Origin of the sequence: Rhodococcus sp. IEGM 1341 (genome assembly GCF_030056895.1) — a bacterium.
Lineage (GTDB): Bacteria > Actinomycetota > Actinomycetes > Mycobacteriales > Mycobacteriaceae > Rhodococcoides.
The window spans coordinates 231,899-256,720 of sequence record NZ_JASHKV010000006.1; the positions used below are offsets into that span (position 1 = coordinate 231,899).

At 64.7% G+C, this 24,822-nt stretch carries 16 protein-coding genes and 1 pseudogene; 6 read left to right on the forward strand and 11 right to left on the reverse strand.

The genetic code is table 11. The features are described from left to right. Nucleotides 1-42: 42 nt before the first annotated feature. Nucleotides 43-1,638: an ABC-F family ATP-binding cassette domain-containing protein gene (locus tag QM615_RS15780; RefSeq protein ID WP_188078833.1), complete on the forward strand. Its 1,596-nt coding sequence runs from the start codon at nt 43-45 to the stop codon at nt 1,636-1,638. Nucleotides 1,639-1,647: 9 nt separating this feature from the next. Here QM615_RS15780 and QM615_RS15785 read toward each other — a convergent pair whose 3' ends face one another. The 8 genes from QM615_RS15785 to QM615_RS15820 form a co-directional block, all read right to left on the reverse strand. Continuing rightward, the gene (locus QM615_RS15785) at nt 1,648-3,264 is read right to left on the reverse strand and encodes an AMP-binding protein (RefSeq protein ID WP_149407785.1); all 1,617 of its coding nucleotides are present in this window, start codon (nt 3,262-3,264) and stop codon (nt 1,648-1,650) included. A 20-nt stretch (nt 3,265-3,284) separates the two neighbouring features. Next, nucleotides 3,285-4,583: a DUF2786 domain-containing protein gene (locus tag QM615_RS15790; protein ID WP_149407784.1), complete on the reverse strand. Its 1,299-nt coding sequence runs from the start codon at nt 4,581-4,583 to the stop codon at nt 3,285-3,287. Nucleotides 4,584-4,673: 90 nt separating this feature from the next. Further along, nucleotides 4,674-5,483: a hypothetical protein gene (locus QM615_RS15795; protein ID WP_149407783.1), complete on the reverse strand. Its 810-nt coding sequence runs from the start codon at nt 5,481-5,483 to the stop codon at nt 4,674-4,676. A 162-nt stretch (nt 5,484-5,645) separates the two neighbouring features. Further along, complete coding sequence (locus QM615_RS15800; protein WP_149407782.1) at nt 5,646-7,244, reverse strand: FAD-dependent oxidoreductase; 1,599 nt, start codon at nt 7,242-7,244, stop codon at nt 5,646-5,648. Between the two features lie 27 nt (nt 7,245-7,271). Continuing rightward, on the reverse strand, nt 7,272-8,291 hold the full coding sequence (locus QM615_RS15805; protein WP_149407781.1) for an AurF N-oxygenase family protein: 1,020 nt from the start codon (nt 8,289-8,291) through the stop codon (nt 7,272-7,274). 91 nt (nt 8,292-8,382) lie between these two features. Then, nucleotides 8,383-9,684, reverse strand: a complete 1,302-nt coding sequence (locus QM615_RS15810; protein WP_149407780.1) for a T3SS (YopN, CesT) and YbjN peptide-binding chaperone 1 — start codon at nt 9,682-9,684, stop codon at nt 8,383-8,385. Nucleotides 9,685-9,775: 91 nt separating this feature from the next. Next, complete coding sequence (locus QM615_RS15815; protein ID WP_149407779.1) at nt 9,776-10,942, reverse strand: hypothetical protein; 1,167 nt, start codon at nt 10,940-10,942, stop codon at nt 9,776-9,778. A gap of 48 nt (nt 10,943-10,990) precedes the next feature. After that, the gene (locus tag QM615_RS15820; protein ID WP_149407778.1) at nt 10,991-11,665 is read right to left on the reverse strand and encodes an NrtR DNA-binding winged helix domain-containing protein; all 675 of its coding nucleotides are present in this window, start codon (nt 11,663-11,665) and stop codon (nt 10,991-10,993) included. Nucleotides 11,666-11,726: 61 nt separating this feature from the next. Here QM615_RS15820 and QM615_RS15825 point away from each other — a divergent pair, with 61 nt between their 5' ends. Continuing rightward, nucleotides 11,727-12,653: an ADP-ribosylglycohydrolase family protein gene (locus QM615_RS15825; RefSeq protein ID WP_149407777.1), complete on the forward strand. Its 927-nt coding sequence runs from the start codon at nt 11,727-11,729 to the stop codon at nt 12,651-12,653. Beyond that, nucleotides 12,650-13,159 carry an O-acetyl-ADP-ribose deacetylase gene (locus QM615_RS15830; RefSeq protein WP_149407776.1) on the forward strand — a complete coding sequence of 170 codons (510 nt, stop codon included), beginning with the start codon at nt 12,650-12,652 and terminating at the stop codon, nt 13,157-13,159. The genes QM615_RS15825 and QM615_RS15830 overlap by 4 nt, the downstream gene beginning before the upstream one ends. Here the strand turns inward: QM615_RS15830 and QM615_RS15835 are convergent. Beyond that, nucleotides 13,156-13,737, reverse strand: coding sequence for an excalibur calcium-binding domain-containing protein (locus QM615_RS15835; protein WP_262498592.1), 582 nt, complete (start codon nt 13,735-13,737; stop codon nt 13,156-13,158). The two genes, QM615_RS15830 and QM615_RS15835, sit on opposite strands and share 4 nt — an antisense overlap. Before the next feature lie 464 nt (nt 13,738-14,201). Here QM615_RS15835 and recC point away from each other — a divergent pair, with 464 nt between their 5' ends. The 3 genes from recC to recD are packed head-to-tail and all read left to right on the forward strand — an operon-like array spanning nt 14,202 to nt 22,674. After that, nucleotides 14,202-17,477, forward strand: coding sequence for an exodeoxyribonuclease V subunit gamma (gene recC, locus QM615_RS15840; RefSeq protein WP_149407775.1), 3,276 nt, complete (start codon nt 14,202-14,204; stop codon nt 17,475-17,477). Then, nucleotides 17,474-20,815 (forward strand): UvrD-helicase domain-containing protein, encoded by a 3,342-nt coding sequence (locus QM615_RS15845; RefSeq protein ID WP_149407774.1) that lies wholly within the window; start codon nt 17,474-17,476, stop codon nt 20,813-20,815. The genes recC and QM615_RS15845 overlap by 4 nt, the downstream gene beginning before the upstream one ends. Beyond that, the gene (recD, locus tag QM615_RS15850) at nt 20,812-22,674 is read left to right on the forward strand and encodes an exodeoxyribonuclease V subunit alpha (protein ID WP_149407773.1); all 1,863 of its coding nucleotides are present in this window, start codon (nt 20,812-20,814) and stop codon (nt 22,672-22,674) included. The genes QM615_RS15845 and recD overlap by 4 nt, the downstream gene beginning before the upstream one ends. 7 nt (nt 22,675-22,681) lie before the next feature. Here the strand turns inward: recD and QM615_RS15855 are convergent, their stop codons facing one another. Both QM615_RS15855 and QM615_RS15860 read right to left on the reverse strand, forming a co-directional pair. Beyond that, nucleotides 22,682-23,497 (reverse strand): TY-Chap domain-containing protein, encoded by an 816-nt coding sequence (locus QM615_RS15855; protein ID WP_149407772.1) that lies wholly within the window; start codon nt 23,495-23,497, stop codon nt 22,682-22,684. Between the two features lie 77 nt (nt 23,498-23,574). Further along, nucleotides 23,575-24,717, reverse strand: a pseudogene (locus tag QM615_RS15860) (sulfite reductase subunit alpha); the annotation flags it as partial. Nucleotides 24,718-24,822 lie beyond the last annotated feature (105 nt).

The following is a 24,822-nucleotide window of genomic DNA, read 5'->3' on the forward strand; positions in this document are numbered from 1 at the left end:
TCGACGACTCAGCGGACCCGTTTTTTCAGGAGAAGTGAACGCTTGAGCTGGATCCGCTTGAACGACGTCGCCAAGGGATACGACCAGAAGGTGATGTTGCGCGAGGTGTTCTTTCGTCTCGCTGACGGCGATCGCATCGGTCTGATCGGCCGCAACGGCACGGGCAAGACCACCCTGCTGCAGCTTCTTCTCGGGCGTGAGACGCCCGATTCCGGAACCGTCGATGTCACCGAGGGTGCACGAATCGGGTATTTCTCACAGTTCTCGGAACTCGACGGCGATCGCAGCATCCAAGCGGAGCTCGAATCGCTGTTCGTCGCTGTCCACGCGATCGAGGTCGAGTTGGCCGAAGTCGAGGCCGCACTCGGCGGTGACCTCGACGAGAAGCAGATGTACAAGCTCGTCGATCGGCAAGCCGAACTGCTCGACGCCATGGAGAACAGCGGCGGTTGGACCTACCACCAGCAGATCGACACTGTGCTGTCGATGCTCGGATTCAACGCCGAACGACGTGCGCTCCCCGTCGATCGCCTGTCGGGTGGTTGGCGCAACCGCGCAGCGCTGGCCAAGATTCTGATCGAGGCACCGGACGTTCTGCTGCTCGACGAGCCGACCAACTTCCTCGACGTTGCCGGAATCGCCTGGCTCGAACGGTGGCTACGCGACTTCCGCGGTGCGCTCCTCGTGGTCTCGCACGACCGCGCGTTTCTCGAGCAGGTCGTCACCAGCATCGTCGAAATCGAGAACCGTCACCTGCAGACGTACGACGGAAGCTATTCGGAATACGTTCAGCAGAAGCAGTTCAGGCTCAAGAACCTCGAACGTGAGTTCAGCAACGAACAACAATTGCTGGCCTACGAGCAGGAAGCGATCAGCGATCGCAAGGAAGCGGTGAAGAACCCCAGCGGGGTGCTCAAGCGGCGGCTGGCGAACATCAAGAAGAGCAAGAGTCCGCGCCCCGTCGATACGGTGGTCACTGCGATCTACGGCGGACTGCACGTGCACGACAACCTGGCCGAGATCACGGGGATCTCCAAAAGCTATGGCGAGCAACGACTTTTCGAGAACATCTCGTTCACCGTGCACCGCGGCGACCGCATTGCCATCACCGGACCCAACGGATGTGGAAAGACCACTCTGGTGGACATCCTCGTCGGTGCCGAGCAACCGGACGACGGCAAGATCAAATGGAAGACCAAGGCTCCGTCGTTCATCTACTACAACCAGGTGCTGGCCGATCTCGATCTCGACGACACCGTGTCGCACTCGGTCAACGCAATGCCGGGCAGTCTCGCGCTCACGGCAACGAAGAAGGAAGTGCACCGCTTCCTTACGCTGCTGCAGTTCTCCGAGCTGGATCTCAAGTCGAAGATCGGAGTTCTGTCCGGCGGCCAGAAAGCGCGCGTTGCCCTGGCTCAGTGCCTACTGTTCGGCGCAGGCGTCATTGTGCTCGACGAGCCCACCAACCACCTCGACCTGCAGAGCACTCAGGTACTCGAACGCGCCTTGATGGCGTTTCCCGGCGCGGTGATTCTGGTGAGTCACGACAGGTTCTTCGTCGAGAAGGTGGCCTTTCGGCAGTTGTCGTTCGATGGCAAGGGCGGCGTCACCGAAATCGCCGGTGTGCAGATGGCGTGACGTTCCGGGCTACCCGTTGATCTTCGATGTGGACGTGCCCCACTCGGCGTCGCGCAGCTCCTTCTTTCGGATCTTGCCGGTCGATGTCTTCGGCAACTCGACGATGAATTCGACTGCGCGCGGGGCTTTGTACGACGCGATAGCCGATTTCACGTGCGACACGAGCTCTGCCTCGGAGGCGTCCGCACCCGGCACCAGCACCACGAATGCCTTCGGTCGCTCTCCCCATTTGTCGTCCGGCACTCCGATGACCGCCACATCGGCGACGGCTGGGTGGCTGGCAAGTGCCTGTTCGACCTCGATCGTCGAGATGTTCTCGCCGCCGGAAATGACGACGTCCTTGGCCCGATCGAGCAGCTGAACGTACCCGTCGGGATGCATCACCCCGAGGTCTCCGGAATGGAACCAGCCGCCCGCGAAGGCCTGCGTCGTACCGGCTGCGTCGTCGTAGTACCCCTTCATGACGTTGTTGCCGCGCATGACGATCTCACCCATTTCGACGCCGTCGGGTTCGACGTCGATCAACGTTCCGCCTGCATCCGGCTTGTCTCGTACCACGCGCAAACGGTCGGCAGTGAGCATGCCGACTCCCTGTCGCGCCAAGCGCTGAGCCTGGTCGTCGGCGTCCAATTCGAGCCATTCCTGCTTCGCCTCGCACACCGAGTACGGACCGTAGGTCTCGGTGAGGCCGTACACGTGTACGAGCGTCGCTCCCAGCGCTCGGATCTTGCTGATGATCGTCGGACTCGGTGGAGCGCCCGCCGTGACGATGGTCAGGGGTCTGTCGAGCGAATGCGCCTCTGCGGCAGTGGCAAGAGTGGTCAGCACCGTCGGCGCGCCGGCAAGGTGATCGACACCGTTGTCGATGGCCGACCAGATAGCGTCTCCGCGCACTCCGCGGAGGCACACGTGCGTGCCCGACGCGGCCGTGACCGCCCAGGTGGTGCACCATCCGTTGCAGTGGAACATCGGCAGTGTCCACAGGTATCGGGTGTCGACGCCGAATCCCTGGTGGTGCAGTTCTCCGAGCGAATTGAGATAGGCACCGCGGTGGGTGTACATCACGCCCTTGGGTCGACCGGTGGTGCCCGAGGTGTAGTTGATCGTGATGGTCGACGTCTCGTCGTCGACCTCCCACTCCAGTGGATCGTCGGAGCCTCGCTCGAGGAAGGCATCGTATCGAGTGGCGTGCGGCAGCGTTGCGTACGTGCCGTCGGGGGCGGGTGTCTCGACGATCTCACGGACCGAATCGGCGATCGGATCTGTTCCGAGCCCGGCCAGCAGCTCCGAATCACCCACCAGCAGAACCGAACCGGAGTGATCGCAGATGTAGCGAACCTCGGCGGGCGACAGTCTGGTGTTGATTGCGACCAGAACGGCACCGGCCAGTGGAACCGCGTAGTGCGCGAACAACAGCTCCGCAGAGTTGGACGCGATGTAGGCCACCCGATCTCCGTGGCCGACACCCGACGCGCGCAGTGCGTGCGCGAGCCGGGTGACGTCGGCAGCGAACTGCTCGTAGGTGAATGTCCTGGGCCCGTCCACCACGGCGGTCTTGTGGGGGTGGACCTCCGCTGCGCGTTCGAGAAAGCGAAGGGGCGTCAGGGGAGTATCGAGACCGGTCATGGCAGTCAATGTAGCGCGCACTACGAGGCCAGATCGGATTTGTCGATACGTTCGCGCCCACCGGTAAGGTCCGCGCGTTCGGCGGCGGCACGGCCGGCATGCGATCCCGCTGCATTGTCGCTGCTGAACCTGACCGTTCTCGTCGTCGGATGCCGGGCCGCGAACGCTCGGTCGACTGCGTCGGTTCGTTCCGCCATGATGGGCACCAGCGCAGAGCCGTGTTCTCGAGTGGCGGCCGCGGTGGCGCGGTCGCGTGCTTCGGTCAGTCGTTCCCCGATACGGTGGGCGTAGGCGATCAAGAAAGCGTTGCGGAAACTTCGGGTCCGCGCTGCCGGCGAATCGGCCACCTCGTCGAGTGCGCGCGTCGATTGCACGAGTAGCGAGGTGTAGAGGAGCTCGCACAAATCGAGATCGACGGGCATGCCGATGATGCTGGCCAGCAAGTACTTCTTCTTCCACAGTGTCCTGGCACCATTTGCATGGCATACGCAGTGCAGCAGAAGCAGTTTGGCTTTGGAGTACGGATTGCTCACCATGATGCGTCGAGTGATGACATCGTCGATCAGGCTGCGAGGGTTCCCCACATCGAGAAGCGCGCTGTCGATCGCGTAGCGCGTCATCAAATCTTGGGCTTTGGCCGATAACGCCTCGGCCTCAGCGGGGAATTGCGTCGACTCGGCCTTGGCCAGCAGCCCTCGGATTCTGCCGAGCATCTTCGAGTCCGTGGCTCGCCGGGGGCCGGTCGCTGCCGACTGTGAGGTCCACCGGGCCGGAGGGGGCAGGAGCTTCTCGAGAGGCAACAGCCATGTCGAACAACCGAGTACGAGCAAAAGGGTGTACCAGGACTGCGCCGACGATCGTCGGTTGTACGAACGCCACCGCTGAAGTCTCTCGGCTGTCGTGCCCCCGGCGGAGTCGACGTGCAGCTCGGATAGCTGATCACGCCATGAATCCGGAGCGAGGCGCTCGGCCGAGCTTCGCGCCGTGTGTGCTCCGATGGCCTCGACCATGACCACTGTGCCGTCGCCTCCGGCGCACTGAAGCGTGACATGGACGAGTTCGGCGGGCTGCCAACCGTTTTCGAACGCCGTGTCGAGAGCATCGTCGAGTGTTCGAGCCGCCCGATCGAGTATCGAACCAGCCTGTTGCTCGGCCACAGCGGCCAAACGTTCCGCAATCAGCCGGACCCTGTCTTTCCCCACTGATCCGAGTTGGGCGAATCCGATTCCGCTGTCGAGCAATTCGCTCGGATCGGCATCCTGCCACGCGCTGGTCGCCCGCGTGTACTTGAAAAAACTGTCCAAATCGATACGACTCATCGTCGTCCCCTCCACGTCCCCCGGTGTGGTCACCGAACTGTTCGGTGAGACGCAGAGTAGGGGAGGGGTCCGACAAACTTTTCGAACGTGTCAGCGAGGGGCAAGCATCTGCAGCAGTTCCTCGACCGACGGCAGACCGGGGATCACGGGAAGGTTCGGAACAGAGACGGCGGCGGGCGGTGCCGTCAATTCGATTCCGCCGAGCGCGCCCAAGACGTCGTCGGTGTTGGTGCTGCTCGGTCCGTACGTGTTGGAGGCGACGACGAAATCATCGCCGATCGACGCTGACGCGACAACACTCGACCGGTCGTCGGCCCATCCCCACTTGCTCCCCGTCACGCCTGACAATCGCTGGGTGCCCCAGTCCTGAACCATTCCGTCGCGTGCCACAGGAGCCGCGGTGTTCACCCAGGCGAGGACCGGGCTGGCGGGGTCGGTGCGCTTCTTCGCCGCCAAGAATCGCACGGTGTCGGCTGTGCTCGTGGACGAGTTGCCCCAGAAACCTCCCCGCGAGGTAGAGGTGAGTCCGTACTCCGCGGCGGTCGCCGAAATTGCCTGGGGGTACTTGTTGTCGAGCGTCGAAGCGGCACCGTCGTCGCTGACCTGGATCATCCGCGCGGCGAGATCGAGGTCTCTCGGCGAACCATCGCCGAAGCGGACGACGTAATCTGCCATGTAGAGCTTGACCGTCGACAGTCCCGGGCGCGCCGAGTTGTCCTCAGCGCTGCCCACATAGGTCCCTGTCGGGAGATGTTCGTACGACAACGACGTCCGTGCCGGGACATCGGCGAGGTCGCCGGGTGTCGGCAAAGCCTGGGCCGGTGCCGCACACACCAACGCCATGGCAATACCGACAATTGGGACAGCAGTTCTGGTGAAGATGCGTCGTAGGGCCGGCATCTCGTGCTCCTCGAGGTGTTGGCCCGCCGTGAATCGGTGACCGATGACTGTAGTTACCCCGATAGTAGACGCTTCAACCTCGAGGCCGTCCGGATGAATGCGACGTTGTTGCACTCGGAGTGACCGAAAGGCACATTGATCCCAACCGGGGTGCGCGATCGGTCAGGAGCGGCGCAGCGTCGAGAGCAGTGCTTTGGAGCGTCGCAGTGGGCTTCGACTCGAGTCGGCCGGCCACGTGCTGGGCAACTCGATCGGGTCCGTCAGGCGACCGGCGTTGAAGTCGTCGACCAGGTGTCCGACGGTTTCCTGCGCGCAGGATTTGTTGGTGCCGATGAATCCCGAGGGGCCACGCTTGATCCAGCCGGTGACGTAGGTGCCGGTCGCGGTCGACCCACCTACTTCCTCCAGGACGCGCCCGCCGTTGTTGGGAATGATGCCGACACGATCGTCGAACGGGACTCCGGGGAGCGCAACGCCGCGGTAGCCGATCGAGGTGAGGACGAGACCGGCCTCGACGATGTCCACGTCGCCGGTCGGGACGCTGCGAACCACGTCCTCGCTGTCGGCGGACAGGCCCATCCGCTCGAACTCGACGCCCGTCACTCGATCGGTGCCGAGGATGCGGGTGGGGGAGAGAAGATAGCGCAGGGTGATTCGCCTGCGGCCGTCGCTGTGTTCGGGGGATTCGTCGACGTGGCGAAGCAACTGAAGCTTCTGCGCCACGGCGTGGGGTAGGTCGTCGGTGCTCGCGAGTCGGACGGTGACCGGATCGAGCGCGAGTTCGCTGCGGTCGATGGCCAGGTCGATATCGGGGACGGTCAGCAGCCCGGCGAACTCGGGAACGGTGAAGGCGGACTGCGCCACGCCGCGGCGACCGACGACGACCACCTCGCGAATGGAGCTGTGGCGCAATGCGTCCAAGGCGTGCGGAGCGATGTCGGTCCGAGCGAGCGCATCCGGATTCATCGTCAGAATGCGGGCGACGTCGAGGGCGACGTTGCCGTTGCCGACGACCACCGCGCGCTCGTGCGAGAGGTCGAATGTGCGATGTGCGTGGTCGGGGTGGCCGTTGTACCAGGCGACGAAGTCGGTTGCCGAACTGCGCCCGGGCAATTCGGCACCGGGAATGCGGAGCTCACGATCCGATGACGCCCCGACCGCGTAGATGACGGCGTGGTGGGTGTCCATCAACTCGTCGTGCGTGACGTCCTTGCCGATCTCCACGCCGAGGTGGTACGTGAATCCCTCTTGTGCAGAGATGGTTTCGAACAGGCGAGATACCTGACGCGTCTTCTGATGATCGGGTGCGACGCCGAGTCGAGCGAGGCCGTGTGGTTGTGGGAGTCGGTCGTAGACGTCGACGCTCACGCCCGGCTGCGTGAGCAGCTCGTCCGCGGCGTACATCGCCGATGGGCCCGATCCGACGATCGCGACTCGCAGCGGCTGACGATCCCGCGAGACCGACGCAGCAGGCGTGACCGGTGCCAGGATCGGCCGAGGCGGGCGCTCCTGTTTGTAGAAATCCGCATTGATCGTCAGGAACGGCAGTTGTGCCTCTGTCAGTTTCGCCTGCGGCACAATGGCATCGACCGGGCAGGCCGAGACGCATGCGCCGCAGTCGACACACGACTGCGGGTCGATGTGCAACATCTCCGCCGTCAGGAAGTCCGGCTCGTCGGGAGTGGGATGGATGCAGTTGACAGGACACGCGTAGACGCACGATGCGTCGCTGCAACATGACTGGGTGACGACGTGGGGCATGAGGTTTCCTGACGGCTGGGGCTGGCGCTATGCGGCGAACTGGCTGGAACTGCGGTCGGGTTCGCTGCGGAAACGGGACGCTTTGCCGTCGATTCCGCACAGCTTCCACATCAGGCGAGCGGCGCGATTCATCATTCCGGTGTCGTTGGCCAGCATGCGGACGTCTCCGAAGTAGTCCTGCAGTGCGTGCTGCGACTCCGGAGTACCCCAGAACAGGTCCTTCTTCACCTGCTTCGGGATGTCGAATTTCGTCCAGAACTTCTTCGGCGGAATGACGATGACGTCGCACAGAATGCGCATCGTGATCGGGAAGGCCAGCGAGAGCAAGAACCGTCCGGCCTTGGACATCTTGGGGACGCGGCGACGCAGCAACTGGTGTGCGAACGAGATGTGCCGCGCTTCCTCGGCGACGTGAATCGCCATGACGCTCTGCATGATCGGGTGGATTTCTTCACCGGACCGCAGGACCGACTTCTGAATGTGGTCGATGGGCTCCTCGCCCGCGAGAACGCCGACGAAGAACAACTCGGGCAACAAAGTGGCGAACAGGGGGATGAACGGCGAGAGCATCTTCATCGGGCGACTCATGCCGGGAGCATCGGAATCGACGCGGTTGACCATCTCCTGGAACATCAGGGTGTGGTTGCACTCTTCGATTGATTCGTGGGTGCAGTAGCGTGCCTCGGCCGAGCCGTTGGGCAGCGAGAACACGTACTGCATCATGCCGCGGATCAGAATGTTCTCGAACTGAAGACCGACCTTGGCGACATTGGCCTGACGCCACATGCCGATCTCGATCTGCTTCTCGAGCGGCAGTGCTCGGTACCAGGCGTGGCCGCCGATCGGGTCCGTCTTCGTGGGCAGTACCCAGCGAGGATCGTTCGCGGGCACCGCGAACTTCTCGGACTCCCAGTCGATATCCACGTACGGGTCGAAGTGCTTGTGAACAGAACCCTCGGACAACAGGGTGAGTGTCTCGATGTACTGCTGCTCGTCCGCGGTGTCGGTATCGACCGAAACGGACGTGGTGCCTGTCGTCAGTGTCATGGCTTCTCCAAACGATGTGCGAACATGGAGTTAATGTAACCCCAGTTAACACGAAAGGGAAGCGCGCTGAAAAACCGTGTTCGGTTTCCGTCTACTGTTCGTCCGAACGTTCGTCGGATACCTCGGCCACCTCGTCGGTCTCGAACAGTTGCAACTGGATCGCCGACGGATCGACCACCGGCGTGACCTGCTCGGGTGTGCTGCGCAGTACCTCGCGCAGCGCAGCCACGGCGCGGCCCCATTTGCCGGCTTCGCGGTCTGCCTCGTCGACGTCGCAGTGCTCGTCCCCGAGATCGGCAGCGACCGCCATGCCACGCCACGACGCCTCCTGCTCGGCGCTGATGCGCAGGTAGGAGGCGACGACATCGCGATCGGAGTCACAACGTTCGAGGACGGTGTCGAGGTCGAGTGGCTCCGCGGATTCGGCTATCAGATCGACCAATTCGAGCAGACCGTCCGGAAAGTCCTCTGCTTCGATCGGGGGCGGCGTCGGTTCGCCGAGCGCTCCACCGAAATCCTCGGCGAATTTCTCGTCGACCTGCTCCCATACGTGACTGAGCATCCGCACTGCCCACAGCAAGTGATCGGCAACGAAGGGGGAGCCGCTCACCCGCACCTGGGCGACGATGCAGTCCTGGACCAGGTGCAGCATCACATCGGGCAGCTGCAAATTGAGATCGACCAACAACTCGGCTGCGCGGGTTCGTCCCGACACGGCGTGCACAAGCGTCGAATTGATCTCGACCACGGGTTCGGTGGGCTTGACCGACACGTATGCGGTGCCGTTGACGAACCGCAGGGGGATGTCGCCGTCGGGGTCGTGATCCGGCGGGAAACCGAACCACGGCTCGAGCGCTCGATCGACCAGTTGCTGCAGGTGTTCCTTGCCCTTGGGCTGTACGCACATCGGAACGACAGTGATGCCGGGCTCGGGGGTGGCGACGTCGAAACTCGGTACGTCGTATCGGCCGGTGGCGCGCGAGCTCAGGAACGACGGATGCGGGAGACCCCAGATGTCACGGAACACCGCAACGGTCGTCTTGGCCAGATCGTCGGACCAGGATCGATTCCGGTCCACGTGCGGAGCGGTCGGTTCGGAATCGACCGACATGCGAAACCCCAACGCGCCGAGAGCTTCCCGTTGCTCTTCGGTGATGGCACGGCTGTGATGCAGGTGCTCGTTCGCCGGGATCTCGCAGCGAACCATATCGAGATCCCAGGCGTAGAACTGCACGCAGGCTGCGGTGTCGGGCACGCCGTCGGTGCTGTCGTATCGCGACTCGATCACCAGCGCATCGCCGTCGCGCATCGCGCTGACGTAGTCGCCGAGTCTACGCTGGAACTGCATCCAGGCAGCGTCGACGTCGAAGTCGAACTCGAGTGAATCGCTCATGTCGGCTCCTTACCCAGATCGCGTTGGCGTAACGCACAGTCGGTGACGCTAGCGGCGACCACCGACACGGTCTCGGTGTTCGCGGGGGCCGTCACGACGACGCTGAATCCTCGACCGAGCTGTGGAGCGGGTCGTGCTGAGACTCCTCGTCGATCACACCGAACGGCAGGGCCTCGGCGACACCGTCGAGCACTGCCGGACGCAACGCGTGCGGAACGGCGAGTACTTCTTCGATCTTGACAAGGATGCCCTGCTCGATGAGAGATCGGACGCGGTGGTCGATCAACTGCGCCGTACGCAGATCCTCACCTTCGAGTTCGGCGTAGTCCTCGCCCTCGTTGTTGATGGGGAGCTCGTCCGTCATGGCGGCGAGCAGCGTCTGTACCGCGAACGTGTTCGCCAGCGAACGTGACACATCGGGGTCGTCGGCATCTCCCGACAGCTGGACGCGAACGTGTTCGGCGACCAGCTCGTGCACCGTCTCCGCGCCTCGGCCTGCCAGCGAATGCGCATTGTCGCCCGGCCTGGCGGTGTCACCGTCGATGCGAATCAATTCGGTCGCGATGGCCGTCGACCAGTAGTCGACCGCGGCACCCACCTCGAGCCGGGCGGGATCGAGCGGGGTGGAGCCGACTGCGCGCTGCAGGTCGGCGTCCTCACCCACCGCCAACCCGTCGGCCACGCGCGCGACGATGTCGTCGAGGGCGGGTAGCAGCGGCAACGCGGAGATCGCGGCGAGTTCCTGGGCCAGCGAGACGTCGGGCAGATCGATGTCGTCGGCGTCGAGCATGTCGGGCTCGTCGCCTTGGAGGAAGTCCGAGAGATCTTCCATGCAGTGCGAGTAGTCCTCGGGAGTGCCGTCCCAGAGATCGGTCTCGTCGAGGAAGGTCAGGTACTGCAGTGACGTGAGTACCAGATTGACCGCGGTGTCCTCGGCCGTGTCGGACTCGTCCTGCAGGATGCGTTCCGCGGCGTCCACCAGCAGGTGTGCATCGGCGGGCAGCCAGGCGCTGGGAGAGAAGCCGTTACGGGCTCCGGCCAGTTGGGTCAGTGTCGACGACACGAGTCGAGAGATCGCCTCCGATTGTTCCGACATCTCGCTCTCGTCGAGCCATTCGACGAAACCGTCGATCAGATCGGCGGTGCGTTCGGTGACGGCACCGGTGGGGGCAGGTCGGGATTGCTGGTGACGCCGTTGCCGGGCCTTGGTCTTTTCTGCACGTTTCTGTCCGCGGTTGGCAGGCCGCTTCGATCCCATGACTGCCAGCTTATCGGTAGGCATGTCCGGTTTCGTCGATCCGTGCCCTCAGCGAAGTAGGAACGAGCCCGCAGATGCAGGAAGAGCTGGATTCGAAGCGCGACGATACAGCTCTGCGGGGCGCCCGCCGCCCGCGGTCGAGGTTGTGCCTGTCCCTTCCAATGACCCGATGACGTGACGTCGGAACGTGTCTTTCGGCAGAGCGCGATCGAACACGATCTCGTACAGCTCGCGAAGTTCGAGAAGGGTGAATTCCGCGTCCGTCAGCAGTGCGGGATCGACCTCACGCGCGTAGCGATCACGGAGGTCGAGAACTGCCTCGGTCACCATGGTGCCGTGGTCGAAGGCCAGTGTCGACACCGGTGCGGAGTCGTCTATCGGCATCGATTCGGTTGTGGGAGAAAATGATCGAGCCGAGATTGCTGCGCCGTGCGCCATCGACAGGACCCAGCCGCGGTCGTCGCGGTCGGGATCGTCGAACATCCTCAGCTGGTGAAAAGTGAGATCGATCAACTCTGCCTTCGTCCTCAACGCGCGGTCTGCCGCGTCGGCGAGAGTCTCCGACGGTCGCAGAAAGGTGCCCGGTAGGGCGGGACCGCGCTCCGACGGCACCACGACGACGTGCAATTGCCGTTCGCGGACGGTCAGTACCGCCACATCGACTGCCACTGAGGGGCGCGGGTAGTCGGTCAGCGCGTTGCCGTCTCGGTCTCGCCAGGTCATGCGTTGCAGCTTAGCGCAGTAATGATCTATAGTTAGCGCAACATCGATCTAAGGGGTAGGTATGCAGTTGACGAACATTCAGCACGACCGAGCGCGGGGCGTTCTGCTCGGAACGGCAGTGGGTGACGCCTTGGGCGCGGGCTACGAGTTCGGATACCCCTCACCCGAGACGACGATCGCCATGGTCGGCGGCGGCGCATTCGATTGGGCCCCGGGGGAATGGACCGACGACACCTCGATGGCGCTCTGCATCGCGCGTGCCCTCGAGCAGGGTGGAGACATCGACGACATCGCCGAGAATTTTCGCGCGTGGTTTGCCCAGAACCCTCCGGATGTAGGAAATCAAACGCGCTCCGTGCTCGCGCAGACCACACTCAGCGGTGCCGAGATGACCGCGGCGGCAGCGTCACTGTCGGGTAGAACCGGCGGCAACGGATCGCTCATGCGTACCGCACCCGTCGCCTTGGCCTACCTCGACGATGCGGCCGGATGTCGAGCTGCTGCTGCACGGATCAGTGCCCTCACCCATTCCGACCCGCATGCCGGTGAGGCATGCCAATTGTGGACTCACGCAATTCGATACGCGGTTCTTCGCGGTACATACGGTGGGGTGCGTGAATTTCTGGCCGAGGTCGACACCGACGTCCGCGAGTTCTGGCAGCCCCTGCTCGATCAGGCGCAGGAGGGGCAGCCGTCCGATTTCCCGAACAACGGCTGGGTGGTCCACGCTCTGCAGACGGCGTGGTGGGCGATCCATCGGTCCGCCGACGCGGAGCGGCCCCTGCCTGCCGCTCTCGAACTGTGCGTCCGCGCCGGCGGCGACACCGACACCACGGCAGCCATCGCGGGAGGACTCCTCGGAGCGCGTTGGGGCGCATCGGCGGTGCCGCGCGAATGGCGCGACATCGTCCACGGATACCCAGGGTTGCGCGCCGACGATCTCGATCGAATCACCACGAACATCATTGCAGCGAGGGAGGTTTCATGACAATCATCGACGTGGTCCAGGGCGACATCACCGACGTTGCCGCCGATGCGATCGTCAATGCCGCCAATGCACGATTGCTCGGCGGCGGGGGAGTGGACGGTGCCATCCATCGAGCCGGTGGGCCGACGATCCTCGCGGAGTGCAAGGCGCTGCGGGCCACCACCCTGCCGCACGGCCTCGACGTCGGCGCAGCCGTCGCCACCACCGCGGGCAGACTTCGCGCCGGCTGCGTCATTCACACCGTCGGCCCGCGCTTCTCCCCACACGAGGACAGATCTGAGCTGCTGCGACTCTGCTATGCCCGAAGTCTTGCTCTGGCAGCGTCGATGAACCTGAAGTCCATCGCTTTTCCCCTGATCTCCGGCGGGTCCTACGGATGGCCGATGCACGACGCAGTCACCCAACAGGTCGTGGCAGTGAAAGCTGCCCGGCCGTCGGTCGACCTCGTCATGCTGATCGCCCACTCCCGCGAAGCCGCCAACCTGACGCGGCGGCTGGTGGGCTAGCTTTCGCAGGCTACCCCGTCGCTGTTGCCGTCGAGCTTCGGTCGGTAGCCGGGCTCACCGACGCGGATATCGGTGGCTCCCGCTTTCCTGGCAGCCGTGCAGTTTTCGTAGTACACGCTCTCGGGTGCGTCGACGAACGGCGCGGGAGCGGTGTAGACGGGCTCGGGTGTGTACACCGGCTCCGGCGTGTAGACGGGCTCCGGAATGTACGCGGTCTCGGGTACCGGGGTGTATTCCGTTGTCGTCGGTATCTCGACGACGGCGGCGACCGCTTCGGTCGTCGGGGCTGCGGTGGGCGTGGTCGGGGCCGGTGTGGTTGTCGACGGCGGCGCGGTGGTCTTCGTGACCGTCGGCAACGCGGGCACGGCCGCGACCGGTGCGATGGCGGTCGTGGTCTCGGGTTCGGTCGTGGTGGTCAGCCCCATCACGAACAGGGCGGGGAGGACGGCGATGGCAGGTACCGCCCAGACCTTGCGGCCCCGCGCGGGTGACGAGCGCAGGTACACGACTCCGCTGCCGACCAGCAACGCGCCGACGAGCAGCGCGCCGAACTCGAACGAGACCACTGCCCCGATCAAGAAGAAAGCACCGAAAACAATCGCGGCCCAAGCGAATACCTTCCCGAACAGGGGGCGGCGAGGCGCTCGAGCCTCGGGTGTCGGTCGCTGAAAGGGCGGCGGGTAGGCGCTGGTCATGTCGAGGGTCCGTTCGGATCGCGAGAGGTGTCGATGTCGCGGCCGAGATGTCACCCGCGAGACCGGAAGCAACCGTCTCGTTCTTTTCGAACCGGTCGGTCGCATTTCCGTTCACCATGTCGTACCGACGGGGTACCTCGTTACATCCCGTGCGAGAACGGCAACCGCTCGATCGGTAGTGCTCACGAAAACCGCCGATCGCAGTGATGGAATTGCCGTCGGGATCGGAGACCGATACGAGCGGCATCGACGGCTCGACTCGTCGCACAGAATCTGTCGGTGGCTCGAGTAGGGTCGTCACGTGCCCGAAATCGGGTACCGATACGAGCAGGCAGGGGACAGCGACGGTGTTGACGCTTCATCGCGCCGAACGCGCTGGAACGCTCGCGGCTGCACTGGCCGACATCTTGTCCGTGCCGTTGGACGATCCGTTCGTGCCCGAGATCGTGTCGGTCCCGGCGAAGGGCGTCGAGCGGTGGCTCACACAGCGACTGTCGAGCACACTGGGCGGTTCGGATGGCGACGGCATCGCAGCCAACATCGACTTCCCGAGCCCGACGCGGTTGGTCACGCGCGCCATTGCTGCGGTCGACGACATCGACCCCGACGACGATCCCTGGGCTCCGGGCCGGGTTCTCTGGACCGCGCTGGAGGTGATCGACGAGTGTCGCACCGAATCCTGGGCGTCGGTGCTGTTCAAGCACCTCGGTGCAGGTTCCGAGGATCACCGGGTGGGACGCCGCTGGTCGACGGCATCGCATGTGGCAGAACTGTTCCGCACCTACGGATCTCAACGTCCCCAGATGCTGCGCGACTGGTTCGACGGGCGCTTCACCGACGGCCACGGTGGCGATCTCGACGAGGACCTGCTGTGGCAACCGCGGGTGTGGGCCGCGCTGCGCGAGCGAATCGGCAGCCCGAGCCCAGCCGAACGCCTGCCGCAGACCTGCGCACGACTCCGGGATGCACCGGAGTCGGTGGACCTACCGAGCAGGTTGTCGGTGTTCGGTCCGACCCGGCTGACAACCGATCAGCTCGAGATATTGAGTGCGCTGTCGCAGGCTCGCGACATACACATCTGGGTTCCGCATCCGAGCCCGTCGATGTGGCACACCCTCGCCGAGATCCCGGCGGTGACGCGCCGACGAGACGACACGACAGCTCTGGCCGTCGAGCACCCGCTGCTGGCCGGCCTGTCGCGAGACGTGCGAGAACTCCAGGCCACCATCGCGTCGGTGGCGACGCACACCGTGCATCACGAGGGTCCGGAAGCAGCGAACACTCTCCTCGGCCGAATTCAGTCGGACATCACCGCGGATTCGTCTCCTACTCCCGAATTCGAGGACGGAACGACGTTCGCCGACGGATCGGTGCAGATTCACGCGTGTCATGGACCCGCTCGTCAGGTGGAAGTTCTGCGCGAATCGTTGCTGCATCTGTTCACTTCCGACCCGACGCTCGAACCACGGGACGTGCTGGTGATGTGCCCGGATGTCGAGACCTACGCGCCGCTGATCCGCGCGAACTTCGGGCAGACGGCACTGGTGCATCCGGGGCACCGGCTACGGGTGCGGCTGGCCGATCGGGGCCTGCGTCGTACCAACCCCGTCCTCGACGTCATCGCCACGGTGCTGGATTTCTCGGAGGGCCGGGTGACGGCGAGCGAGCTGTTGGACTTCGCCGCCAGTGGTCCGGTGCGTGAGAAGTTCTCGTTCACCGACGACGATCTCGAGCGACTGCGCGAGTGGGTGACGAGCTCCGGTGCCCGCTGGGGATTGACAGTTCGACAACGAGAAGCGTACGGCCTGAACGGTTTTCGGCAGAACACCTTCAAGTCGGCGCTCGACCGCATCTTGCTGGGAGTGGCCGCGGACGAGACTCGGAACGAGTACCTCGACCTGGCGCTGCCTCTCGACGATGTCGACAGCAACGACATCACCCTCGCCGGCCGCTTCGCCGAGCTGGTGGACCGGCTCGCCTCGGTGCTCCGAGCACTTGCCGGTCCGGCATCGGTGACCGAGTGGACGCGGCAGCTGGGGCGCGCCCTCGATCTCCTCGCCGACGTGCCCACAGCCGACGAATGGCAACTGGCACAAGCACATCGCGAGATCTCCGACGCGACCGAACACGGCGGCACCGCCGAGCTACGGCTCGCGGACGTGCGTGCCATGCTGGCCGGAAGACTGGCCGGCCGACCCACCCGAGCGAACTTTCGAACCGGCGAGCTGACCGTGTGCACCATGGTGCCGATGCGCTCGGTGCCGCACCGAGTGGTGGTGCTGCTCGGGCTCGACGACGAGGTGTTCCCCCGAGTGGGCAGTATCGACGGAGACGACATCCTCGCCCGCGATCCGGCCGTCGGCGAACGAGACACTCGCAGCGAGGATCGGCAACTGCTCCTCGACGCGGTGATGTCGGCCGAGGAGAAACTGCTGTTGTTCTACACCGGAGCAGACCCCGTCGACGGGTCGGCCAAGCCGCCCGCGATCCCGCTGCGCGAGTTGATGGACGTGCTCGAGGTGACCGCGGGCGGAAGCGTCGAACATCGGCATCCGCTGCAGCCCTTCGACCCACACAATTTCGAAGCCGAACACCCGTTCAGCTTCGACACGGTGGCCCTGGCCGGAGCCTTCTCCCAGCAGCGGACGCCCGATCCAGTGGCACCGTTTCTGCCCGATGCGCTCCCTGCGGCCGATCGCGGGGACGTCGAACTCGCCGAACTCATCGCCTTCGTCGAGAACCCGGTGCAGGCCTTCCTGCGGCAACGACTCGGCTTCCGCGTTCCCGAGCTAGAGGACGACCTGGCGGACAGCCTGGACATCGAGCTGGATCCGTTGTCCCGGTGGAATATCGGTGATCGGATGCTCGCTGCAGTGCTCGCAGGTGGGGACATCGGAGAATTCGCCGACGCCGAGTGGCGGCGCGGCACCCTCCCGCCGTTTCATCAGGGTCGCCGCGAGATGTCCGACATCCGGCAGATCGTCGGAATCATCGCTGACGCGGCCGCTCCCTTCCACGAGGGTCCGGCCGAGACGATCGACGTCGCGGTCGATCTCGGCGACGGCCGCCGCCTGACCGGCACCGTCACTGGAATCCACGGCCGCACGCTGGCACGTTCGTCGTACTCGCGACTGGCCGCCAAGCACCGGCTGGCCGCGTGGGTGCGGTTGCTTGCGGTAGCGGCATCGGAGGCAGGGGACTGGAGCGCCGTCACCATCGGGCGCGCGAGCGGGATGCGCCCGCCTCGTCGCTCTCGGCTGAGCGCCCCGCCGGATCCCGTTGCCGTACTGAAAGATCTGGTGGACTTGCGTGATCGTGGAATGACGTCGCCGCTGCCGATATCGACCGGTACCGCATCGGCATATGCAGAGAAGCGGTTCGGTGGCGGGTCCATCGAGGACGGCTACGACTCGGCCACGTGGGCTTGGCGGGGTGACTTCGGCGACGGCACCGATCGATCGTTGCGGTACGTCCATGGTTCGGCCCTGTCGTTCCAGGCATTGCTCGCCGCGGCCCCGCTCGCCGACGAGACCGAGCCCTCGAACGAGAAGAGCCGCTTCGGGATTCTCGCTCGAAAGCTGTGGGATCCGTTGCTGATCGCCGAGAACATGGGGAACGCATGACCGCCGCCCGCGGATTCGACCTGCTCGGTCCGATGCCGACCGGAACGACCGTCCTCGAAGCCAGCGCCGGGACCGGCAAGACGTACGCGATCGTGGGGTTGGCCGCGCGCTACATCGCCGAAGGGATAGCCGAGATCTCGGACCTGCTTCTGGTGACGTTCAGTCGAGCCGCGACCCAGGAACTCCGTGATCGCACCCGAAGCAGGTTTGCGTCGATCGCCCGGGACCTGGCCGACCCGGACACCGCTCGCGCATCTCGGGATCCACTCGTGGCATTTCTGGCCGCAGTCGACGACGCAGAAGTCGACCGGCGGCGTCGACGGTTGCGTAGGGCCTTGTCGGACTTCGACGCCGGAACCATCGTCACCACTCACAGTTTCTGTCAGCGCATGCTCGACGGACTCGGCATCGCAGGCGAGCGCGAACCGGAATCGACGTTCGTCGAATCCGTCTCGGACCTACTCGAACAGGTCGTGGACGATCTGTATCTGCAGATGTTCAGCGGTGACGACGAGGCGCCGGCATTCAGCAGGCGGGATGCCCAGCAGTTGGCGTTGTCGGCCGTGGGTGACCAGCAGTCGATTCTGTATCCCGACACCGAGGACTCGGACGACGACAATCGCGAGCCGGCACTGCGTGTGCGGTTCGCCCGGGAAGCGCGCCGGGAGATCGAACGTCGCAAACGCCTGCTCGGTGTGCGCGACTACAACGATCTTCTGGGACTTCTGCATTCGGTGTTGTCGGACCCCGTCCACGGTGAGGCTGCCTGTGCGCGAGTGCGAGATCGATTCCGCGTCGTGTTGATCGACGAGTTCCAGGACACCGACCCCATGCAGTGGGACATTCTGCGGCGGGCGTTTCACGGCTCCACGACGCTCATCCTCGTCGGCGATCCGAAGCAGGCCATCTACGCGTTTCGCGGAGCCGAGGTTCTGAGTTACCTCGACGCCGTGCAGACCGCGGACCACCTCTACGAGCTCACCGCCAACTGGCGTAGTGATTCGGGGCTGCTCGACGCCCTGCACCATCTGTACGGCGGCGCAGCCCTCGGCCACGACGACATCGTGGTGCACCCAGTCGAAGCGCGAAACCCTCTCTCGCGCATGGTCGGACATCCTCCCCTGCGGCTGCGTTACCTGCCGCGAACCGGCGCTGGTCCTCTGCGGCAAGGCTTTCCGGCAGTCGACCGGCTCCGATCCAGGGTTGCGGCAGACGTTGCGGCGGACATCGTCGAGCTGTTGTCCGGACACGCCGAGCTCGAGCGATCCGACGGCCGCCGGGTGATCGAACCGCGTGACATTGCGGTGTTGACCCGAACGACCAAGCAGGTGGCGTTGATTCGGGACGCACTCGACGCGGTCGGGGTGCCGTCCGTCGTGTCGAGCAGCACCAGTGTGTTCGGTACCGAGAGTGCCCGACACTGGCTGTGGTTGCTGCAGGCGATCGAGCAACCCCATCGCACCGATCGCGTACGTCTGGCCGCCCTGACTCCTCTGCTCGGGTGGACCGCTGCGCAGCTCGACTCCGGGGCCGAGGATGCGCTGTCTCAGGTCAGCAGCCGGCTGCGTGAGTATTCGGTGCTATTCGACGAGGCAGGGTTCGCGGCAGTCTTCGAGCGGGTGTCGGCCCAGTCCGGACTCGATGCCCGGTTGCTCGCGGTCGAAGCCGGTGAACGCACGATGACCGACCTGCGGCACATCGCCCAATTGCTCAATCGCGCCGCGGTATCCGAGTCCTACGGAATCACTGCCCTCACTCGCTGGCTGACCGACCGCATCAAGGAACCGGCAGCGGGCGGGTCGACCGACCGCAGTCGTCGACTCGACAGTGATTCCGCCGCAGTGCAGATCATGACGACACACGGCAGCAAAGGGCTCGAATTTCCGGTCGTCTACCTGCCCTACGCGTGGGACACGTTGTACTTCAGCAAGCCGTCGACGCTGTTGCTGCACGAGAACGGCACGCGAATCCGAGACGTCGGCGGACCGTCCGGAACGGGCTACGCGGCCAGGAAGATCCTCAACGACCAGGAGGAAGCAGGCGAGGAACTGCGACTGCTCTACGTCGGTCTCACCCGCGCCGAGAGTCGGATCGTGCTGTGGTGGGCCCCGGGCCGAAACACCGCGACGTCCTCGCTGCACCGCATGCTGTTCGGACGCATCCCCGGAATTGCTCTGCCGGAGCCGTCGTACAAGGTTCTCGACGACGCGACGACGGCGAACCGGCTTCAATCCTGGGTCGGGTCGGCAGCCGACCTCATCTCGGTCGAACCGGTGGGGCCCGGCGAGCCGTCCACCGCACACTGGATTCGTCCCGAGCAACCGCAACTCGACGTCGCTGCCGCACGATTCGATCGAACCCTCGACCTGCTGTGGCGTCGAACGTCGTACTCCGCGTTGACAGCTCACGCTCACGACGCTGCGCCCGCCCAGCCCGAGGTGGGAGTGACCAGCGAGACCGAGCATCCCGAGAAGACGGACGAGCCCGCCGACACGGCCGTGGGCAGCGAATACCCGGTAAGTGAGCATCTCGACGAACAGCTGGACGGAATCGCGTCACCGATGAACGGCATGCCTGCCGGCGCGGCGTTCGGAACGCTCGTCCACGAGGCACTCGAACACGTCGACACGTCCGCACCCGATCTGCTTGCGGAACTCGAACGTCGCTGCGCTGCGGCGGTGGCGTCGCGAATGGCGGAGGTCGATCCGGCGGCGTTGGCCCAAGCCCTTCTACCGGTGATGCAGACACCGTTGGGATTCGGGACGCTGGCCGACGTAGCGCCGTCCGACCATCTGGCCGAACTCGACTTCGAGCTGCCCTTGGCCGGCGGAGACGATCCGGTGGCGAACACGGTCACGTTGAAGTCCGTCGCGCGCCTGTTGCGTCATCACCTCGATCCGGCGGACGTGCTCGCGTCCTACGCGGATCTGCTCGACGGTCTCGAGTCGACACCACTTCGCGGCTTTCTCACCGGAAGTATCGACTCGGTTCTGCGCGTGGCAGGACCGCGGTACGTCGTGGTGGACTACAAGACGAATCGAATCGCCAGAGGCGATCTGACCACCGGCAATTTCACGCGCGAGAAGATGGCCGAGGAAATGATCCGCTCGCACTATCCGCTGCAGGCAATTCTGTATGCCGTTGCGCTGCATCGATATCTGCGCTGGCGTCAATCGAATTACGACCCGCAACTGCACCTCGGCGGAATCCGATACCTGTTCGTGCGGGGCATGGTCGGACCGCAGACCCCCGCCGGGTGTGGGGTGTTCGACTGGGATCCGCCGGCCGCACTGGTGATCGAGCTGTCGGACCTGCTCGCTGGGAAGGTGACTCGATGACCGGCGTCTCGATTGCGCTGCGCGGTAGTGGAATCCTGCGCACCTTCAACGAGGTGGGTGTGCTGTCGGCATCCGATGTGCACGTGGCGCTGCGCCTCGGTGCCCTGGCCGGTGAGTCGTCGGAGAACGTACTGCTCGCCACTGCTCTGACCGTGCGTTCGGTGCGATCGGGCTCGGTGTGCCTGGATCTGCGACGACTGCGGGACGTCACCGTCGACGAGGATTCGGACGTCGATCCGAGCGCACTTCCGTGGGCGGAGCTCGTCGACGTGCTCCGAGCACTGAGGGTGAGCCCACTGGTGGTCGGCAGCCCGAATGGACCGTTGCGGCCGCTGAAACTGGTCGACACCGATCAGGGTGAGCTGCTGTACTTGGACCGATACCATTTGCAGGAGAGCACCGTTCGAGATCTGCTCGACGTGCGTTCACAATCTCATCCTGCCGCCGATGCCGTCGAGATCGGCGACGCGCTCGCCACGCTGTTCGTGGACGAATCGGGCGCACCGACGGCCGCTCCCGATCGACAGCGAATAGCGGCAGCTCTGGCGGCGACCCAATGGACGACGGTCATCGCCGGCGGACCTGGAACCGGAAAGACCCACACCGTAGCGAGAATTCTGGCGCTCCTCGTCCGCGAACACGGAAGCGATCTGCGCATCGGGCTCGCCGCACCCACCGGCAAGGCCGCAGCCCGGTTGCAGGAGTCCGTGTCCGAACAAGCCGGTCTCCTCGGGCTTCCGGCAGACCTCAAAGCAATGACGCTGCACCGACTTCTGGGATGGAAGCCTGGCAGCAAGACGAGGTTTCGGCACGACGCCGAGAACCGGCTGCCGTACGACGTCATCGTCGTCGACGAAACCTCGATGGTGTCGCTGACGATGATGTGTCGGCTGCTCGAAGCCGTGCGTCCGGAGTCCCGGTTGATTCTCGTCGGCGACCCGGATCAGCTGACGTCGGTCGACGCGGGCGCGGTGCTTGCAGATCTGGTGGCCAGGCCGGTGACCGGAATCGAGAACCCGGTTCTGGCGCAGCTCGTCGACGCGGACTTCGCCGCCGCCGAGGACCCCGCGGAAGCCGCTCTGAGCCCGTTCGAGCGAGACCGACTGCGCGGCGGCGTCGTTCGGCTCAGTCGCGGCCGACGGTTCGGCGGAGCCATCGCTCGCTTGGCCGTGGCCGTGCGAGACGGCCGGGGCGACGATGTCATGGCGTTGCTCGAATCCGGCGCGGAGGAGATCTCGTTTCATGGCCCCGACGACGTCGACGCGCTGCGCTCCGACGTGATCGACACCGCAGCCGAGGTCACCGCCGCTGCAGTACGCGGAGATGCCACCGCAGCACTGCTCGGGCTCGAGAAACATCGCCTACTTTGCGCGCACCGCGAGGGTCGATGGGGGGTCTCGCGGTGGGACCGGCAGGCGATGGAGTGGGTAGGAGAAGGAAGCGGTACGTTTCTCGATCCTTCGCTTTGGTATCCCGGTCAGCCCTTGTTGGTGACGGCCAACGACCACGAGGCAAGGATCTACAACGGGGACACCGGCGTTGTGGTGTTGGGAGACAACGGAACTCCGATGGCAGCGTTCGCCCGAGGTCGTGGTCACGTGTTGATCCACCCGAATGTGCTCTCCTCGGTACACACCGTGTACGCAATGACGATCCACCGCAGCCAAGGCAGTCAGTACGACACGGTCTCGGTTCTGTTGCCCGCCGAGGCGTCGACACTGTTGACCCGAGAGCTGTTGTACACCGCCATCACCCGCGCTCGATCGCACGTACGGGTGATCGGTACCGAAGAGGCCATCCGAGCGGGCGTCGAACGTCAGGTGCTACGAGCGAGCGGCCTGCGCCGAAACATCCTGTAGTTCGTCGTCACCGGCACGCGTGTCGGTCTGCCCTCGTCACCGCGTCCATGCTGTGTGCGACCAGGAGCCAGGTGCGGGCGAGGTTTTTCCAGACCGCGACCGAGTTCGTCCCACTCGCGTCGTCGGGGCGAGCGCGAACAGCGGCCGATCGATGCAGCGACAGTGCCCGCGCTTTCAACGCGTCGATATCGCCGTTCGCGCACACCGATCGAACGGTGTGCGCGTCGACGCGCCGACCGATCAACTGGCACAGCGTCTGAAGTGACCTCAGCTCGGCAGGAACGTCGTCGGATGTCTCCGAGAGCCTTTCGGTCGCTGCGCCGGTCGTGCGACCGACGGACCCGCGTTGCAGGTCGACCGGCCCCGACGATGCTCCGTCGGCCGCCACGCTCCATACGCTCAGGAACGACGGATGTGGGACGTTCCAGATCTCGCGGAACGCGCGCGTGATCATCTCCGCGACGAGCGCCGCATCGGCTCGTGTGTCGGTTCGCGTGAGATCGATGATCGTCCCGTCTGCGACCGGCTTGCCTCGATCCAGCCAACCGCAATCGAGGAGCTGCACATCCATTGCCGTTGCGTCCGGGGCATCCGGGTACAGCAGTGACGGCAGCGCTGCCACCGACACCAGCACGCCGCTGTCCGTCGCCGCCACGTCGATGTACGGGCGCAACCCACGCTCGCCGGGGCTCGCCTGAGCGGCGGACACCGTGATGTAGTCGCGCCGCGGCAAGGTCCGAAGACGCGCATGCAGGTTTTCGGTGAACGTGGCCCACGCGAGCGCGGTGGTGGAGTCGAAATGGCCGTTCTGCAGTGCGGTCACGGTGCGAACCCTCTTCTCGGACGAGAACTGATGCCTGTACCCGAGACCGTAGCGAGGGGGTCCGACAAGAAACCGCGTCAGTACACGTCGCGCAGGTAGCGCTTCGATTGCTTGAGCTCGTTGACATAGTCCTCGGCGGCGTCGGGGGAGCGGCCACCGTGTTCGGCGACGATCTCGTGCAATGCCTCGTCGACGCCCTTGGCCATGCGCGTCGCATCGCCGCACACATAGAGGTGCGCGCCGGCTTCGAGCCACCCGTACAGCTGCTTTCCCGCCTCACACATGCGGTGCTGTACGTAGATCTTCTCGTGCTGGTCGCGAGAGAAGGCCAGATCGAGTCGCGTCAGCAGACCGCTGCGCTCGAAATCGGTGAGTTCTTCCTCGTAGAGGAAGTCGCTCGCTCGATGCTGATCGCCGAAGAACAGCCAGTTCTCGCCTGCAGCGCCGCGGGCGCGACGTTCGTGCAGGAACGCGCGGAACGGGGCCACTCCGGTTCCCGGCCCGATCATGATGATCGGAGTGTCGTCGGACGGGAGGCGGAACGACTTGTTGGCGGACAGGAACACTCCCGCCTGATGTCCGTCCCCGATCCGATCGGCCAGATACGTCGAGCAGACGCCGCCTCGATCACGCTCGGCCGACCGGTATCGAACCGTGGAGACGGTCAGATGAACGGTGCCCTCGTGCGCGATCGGCGACGAGGAAATCGAGTAGACCCGGTGTTGCAGAGGACGCAGCAAACCGAGAAATTCGGCCGGATCGAACGTCCCCGACCGATCGAGATCGAGAACGTCCACGACATCGCGACCCCAGGTCCAGGCGTCGAACGATGCGCGGTCACCGTTCTGCAGAACGTGATCGAGCTCGGCGTCACCGGCCCGTTCGGCGACGGCCTCGATCAGATCCATGGACGGGATGCCGATTTCGTACTCCGTCGTCAGCGCCTGTGCGAGGGTGATCTCGCCGGATTTCGTGTGGACGGCCGTGTCGGCCGGCACTCCGAGGCGGTCGACGACGGCAGAGACCAGTGCTGCGTCGTTGACGGGTTTGACGCCGAAACCGTCGCCGGCCTCGTAGGCGATGCCGCTCTCGCCCAGCGCTATCTCGAAGTGTCGAACTTCTTTTGCGGATGTCGGACCGGACAGGCGATTGTTGCTCAGAACCTGCGCGCGGTAGGGATTCTTCCGATTCCACGGTGAGCGCTTCGATGCGGTCTTGGTGGCGCCGAGATCGCCTATTCGAGCGTCGATGTCCTGTACCTGCCTTGTATTCGTCGTCACGATGCGTCGAGCGAAAGGTCGACTGTTGGAAGACTAATCGTGCGC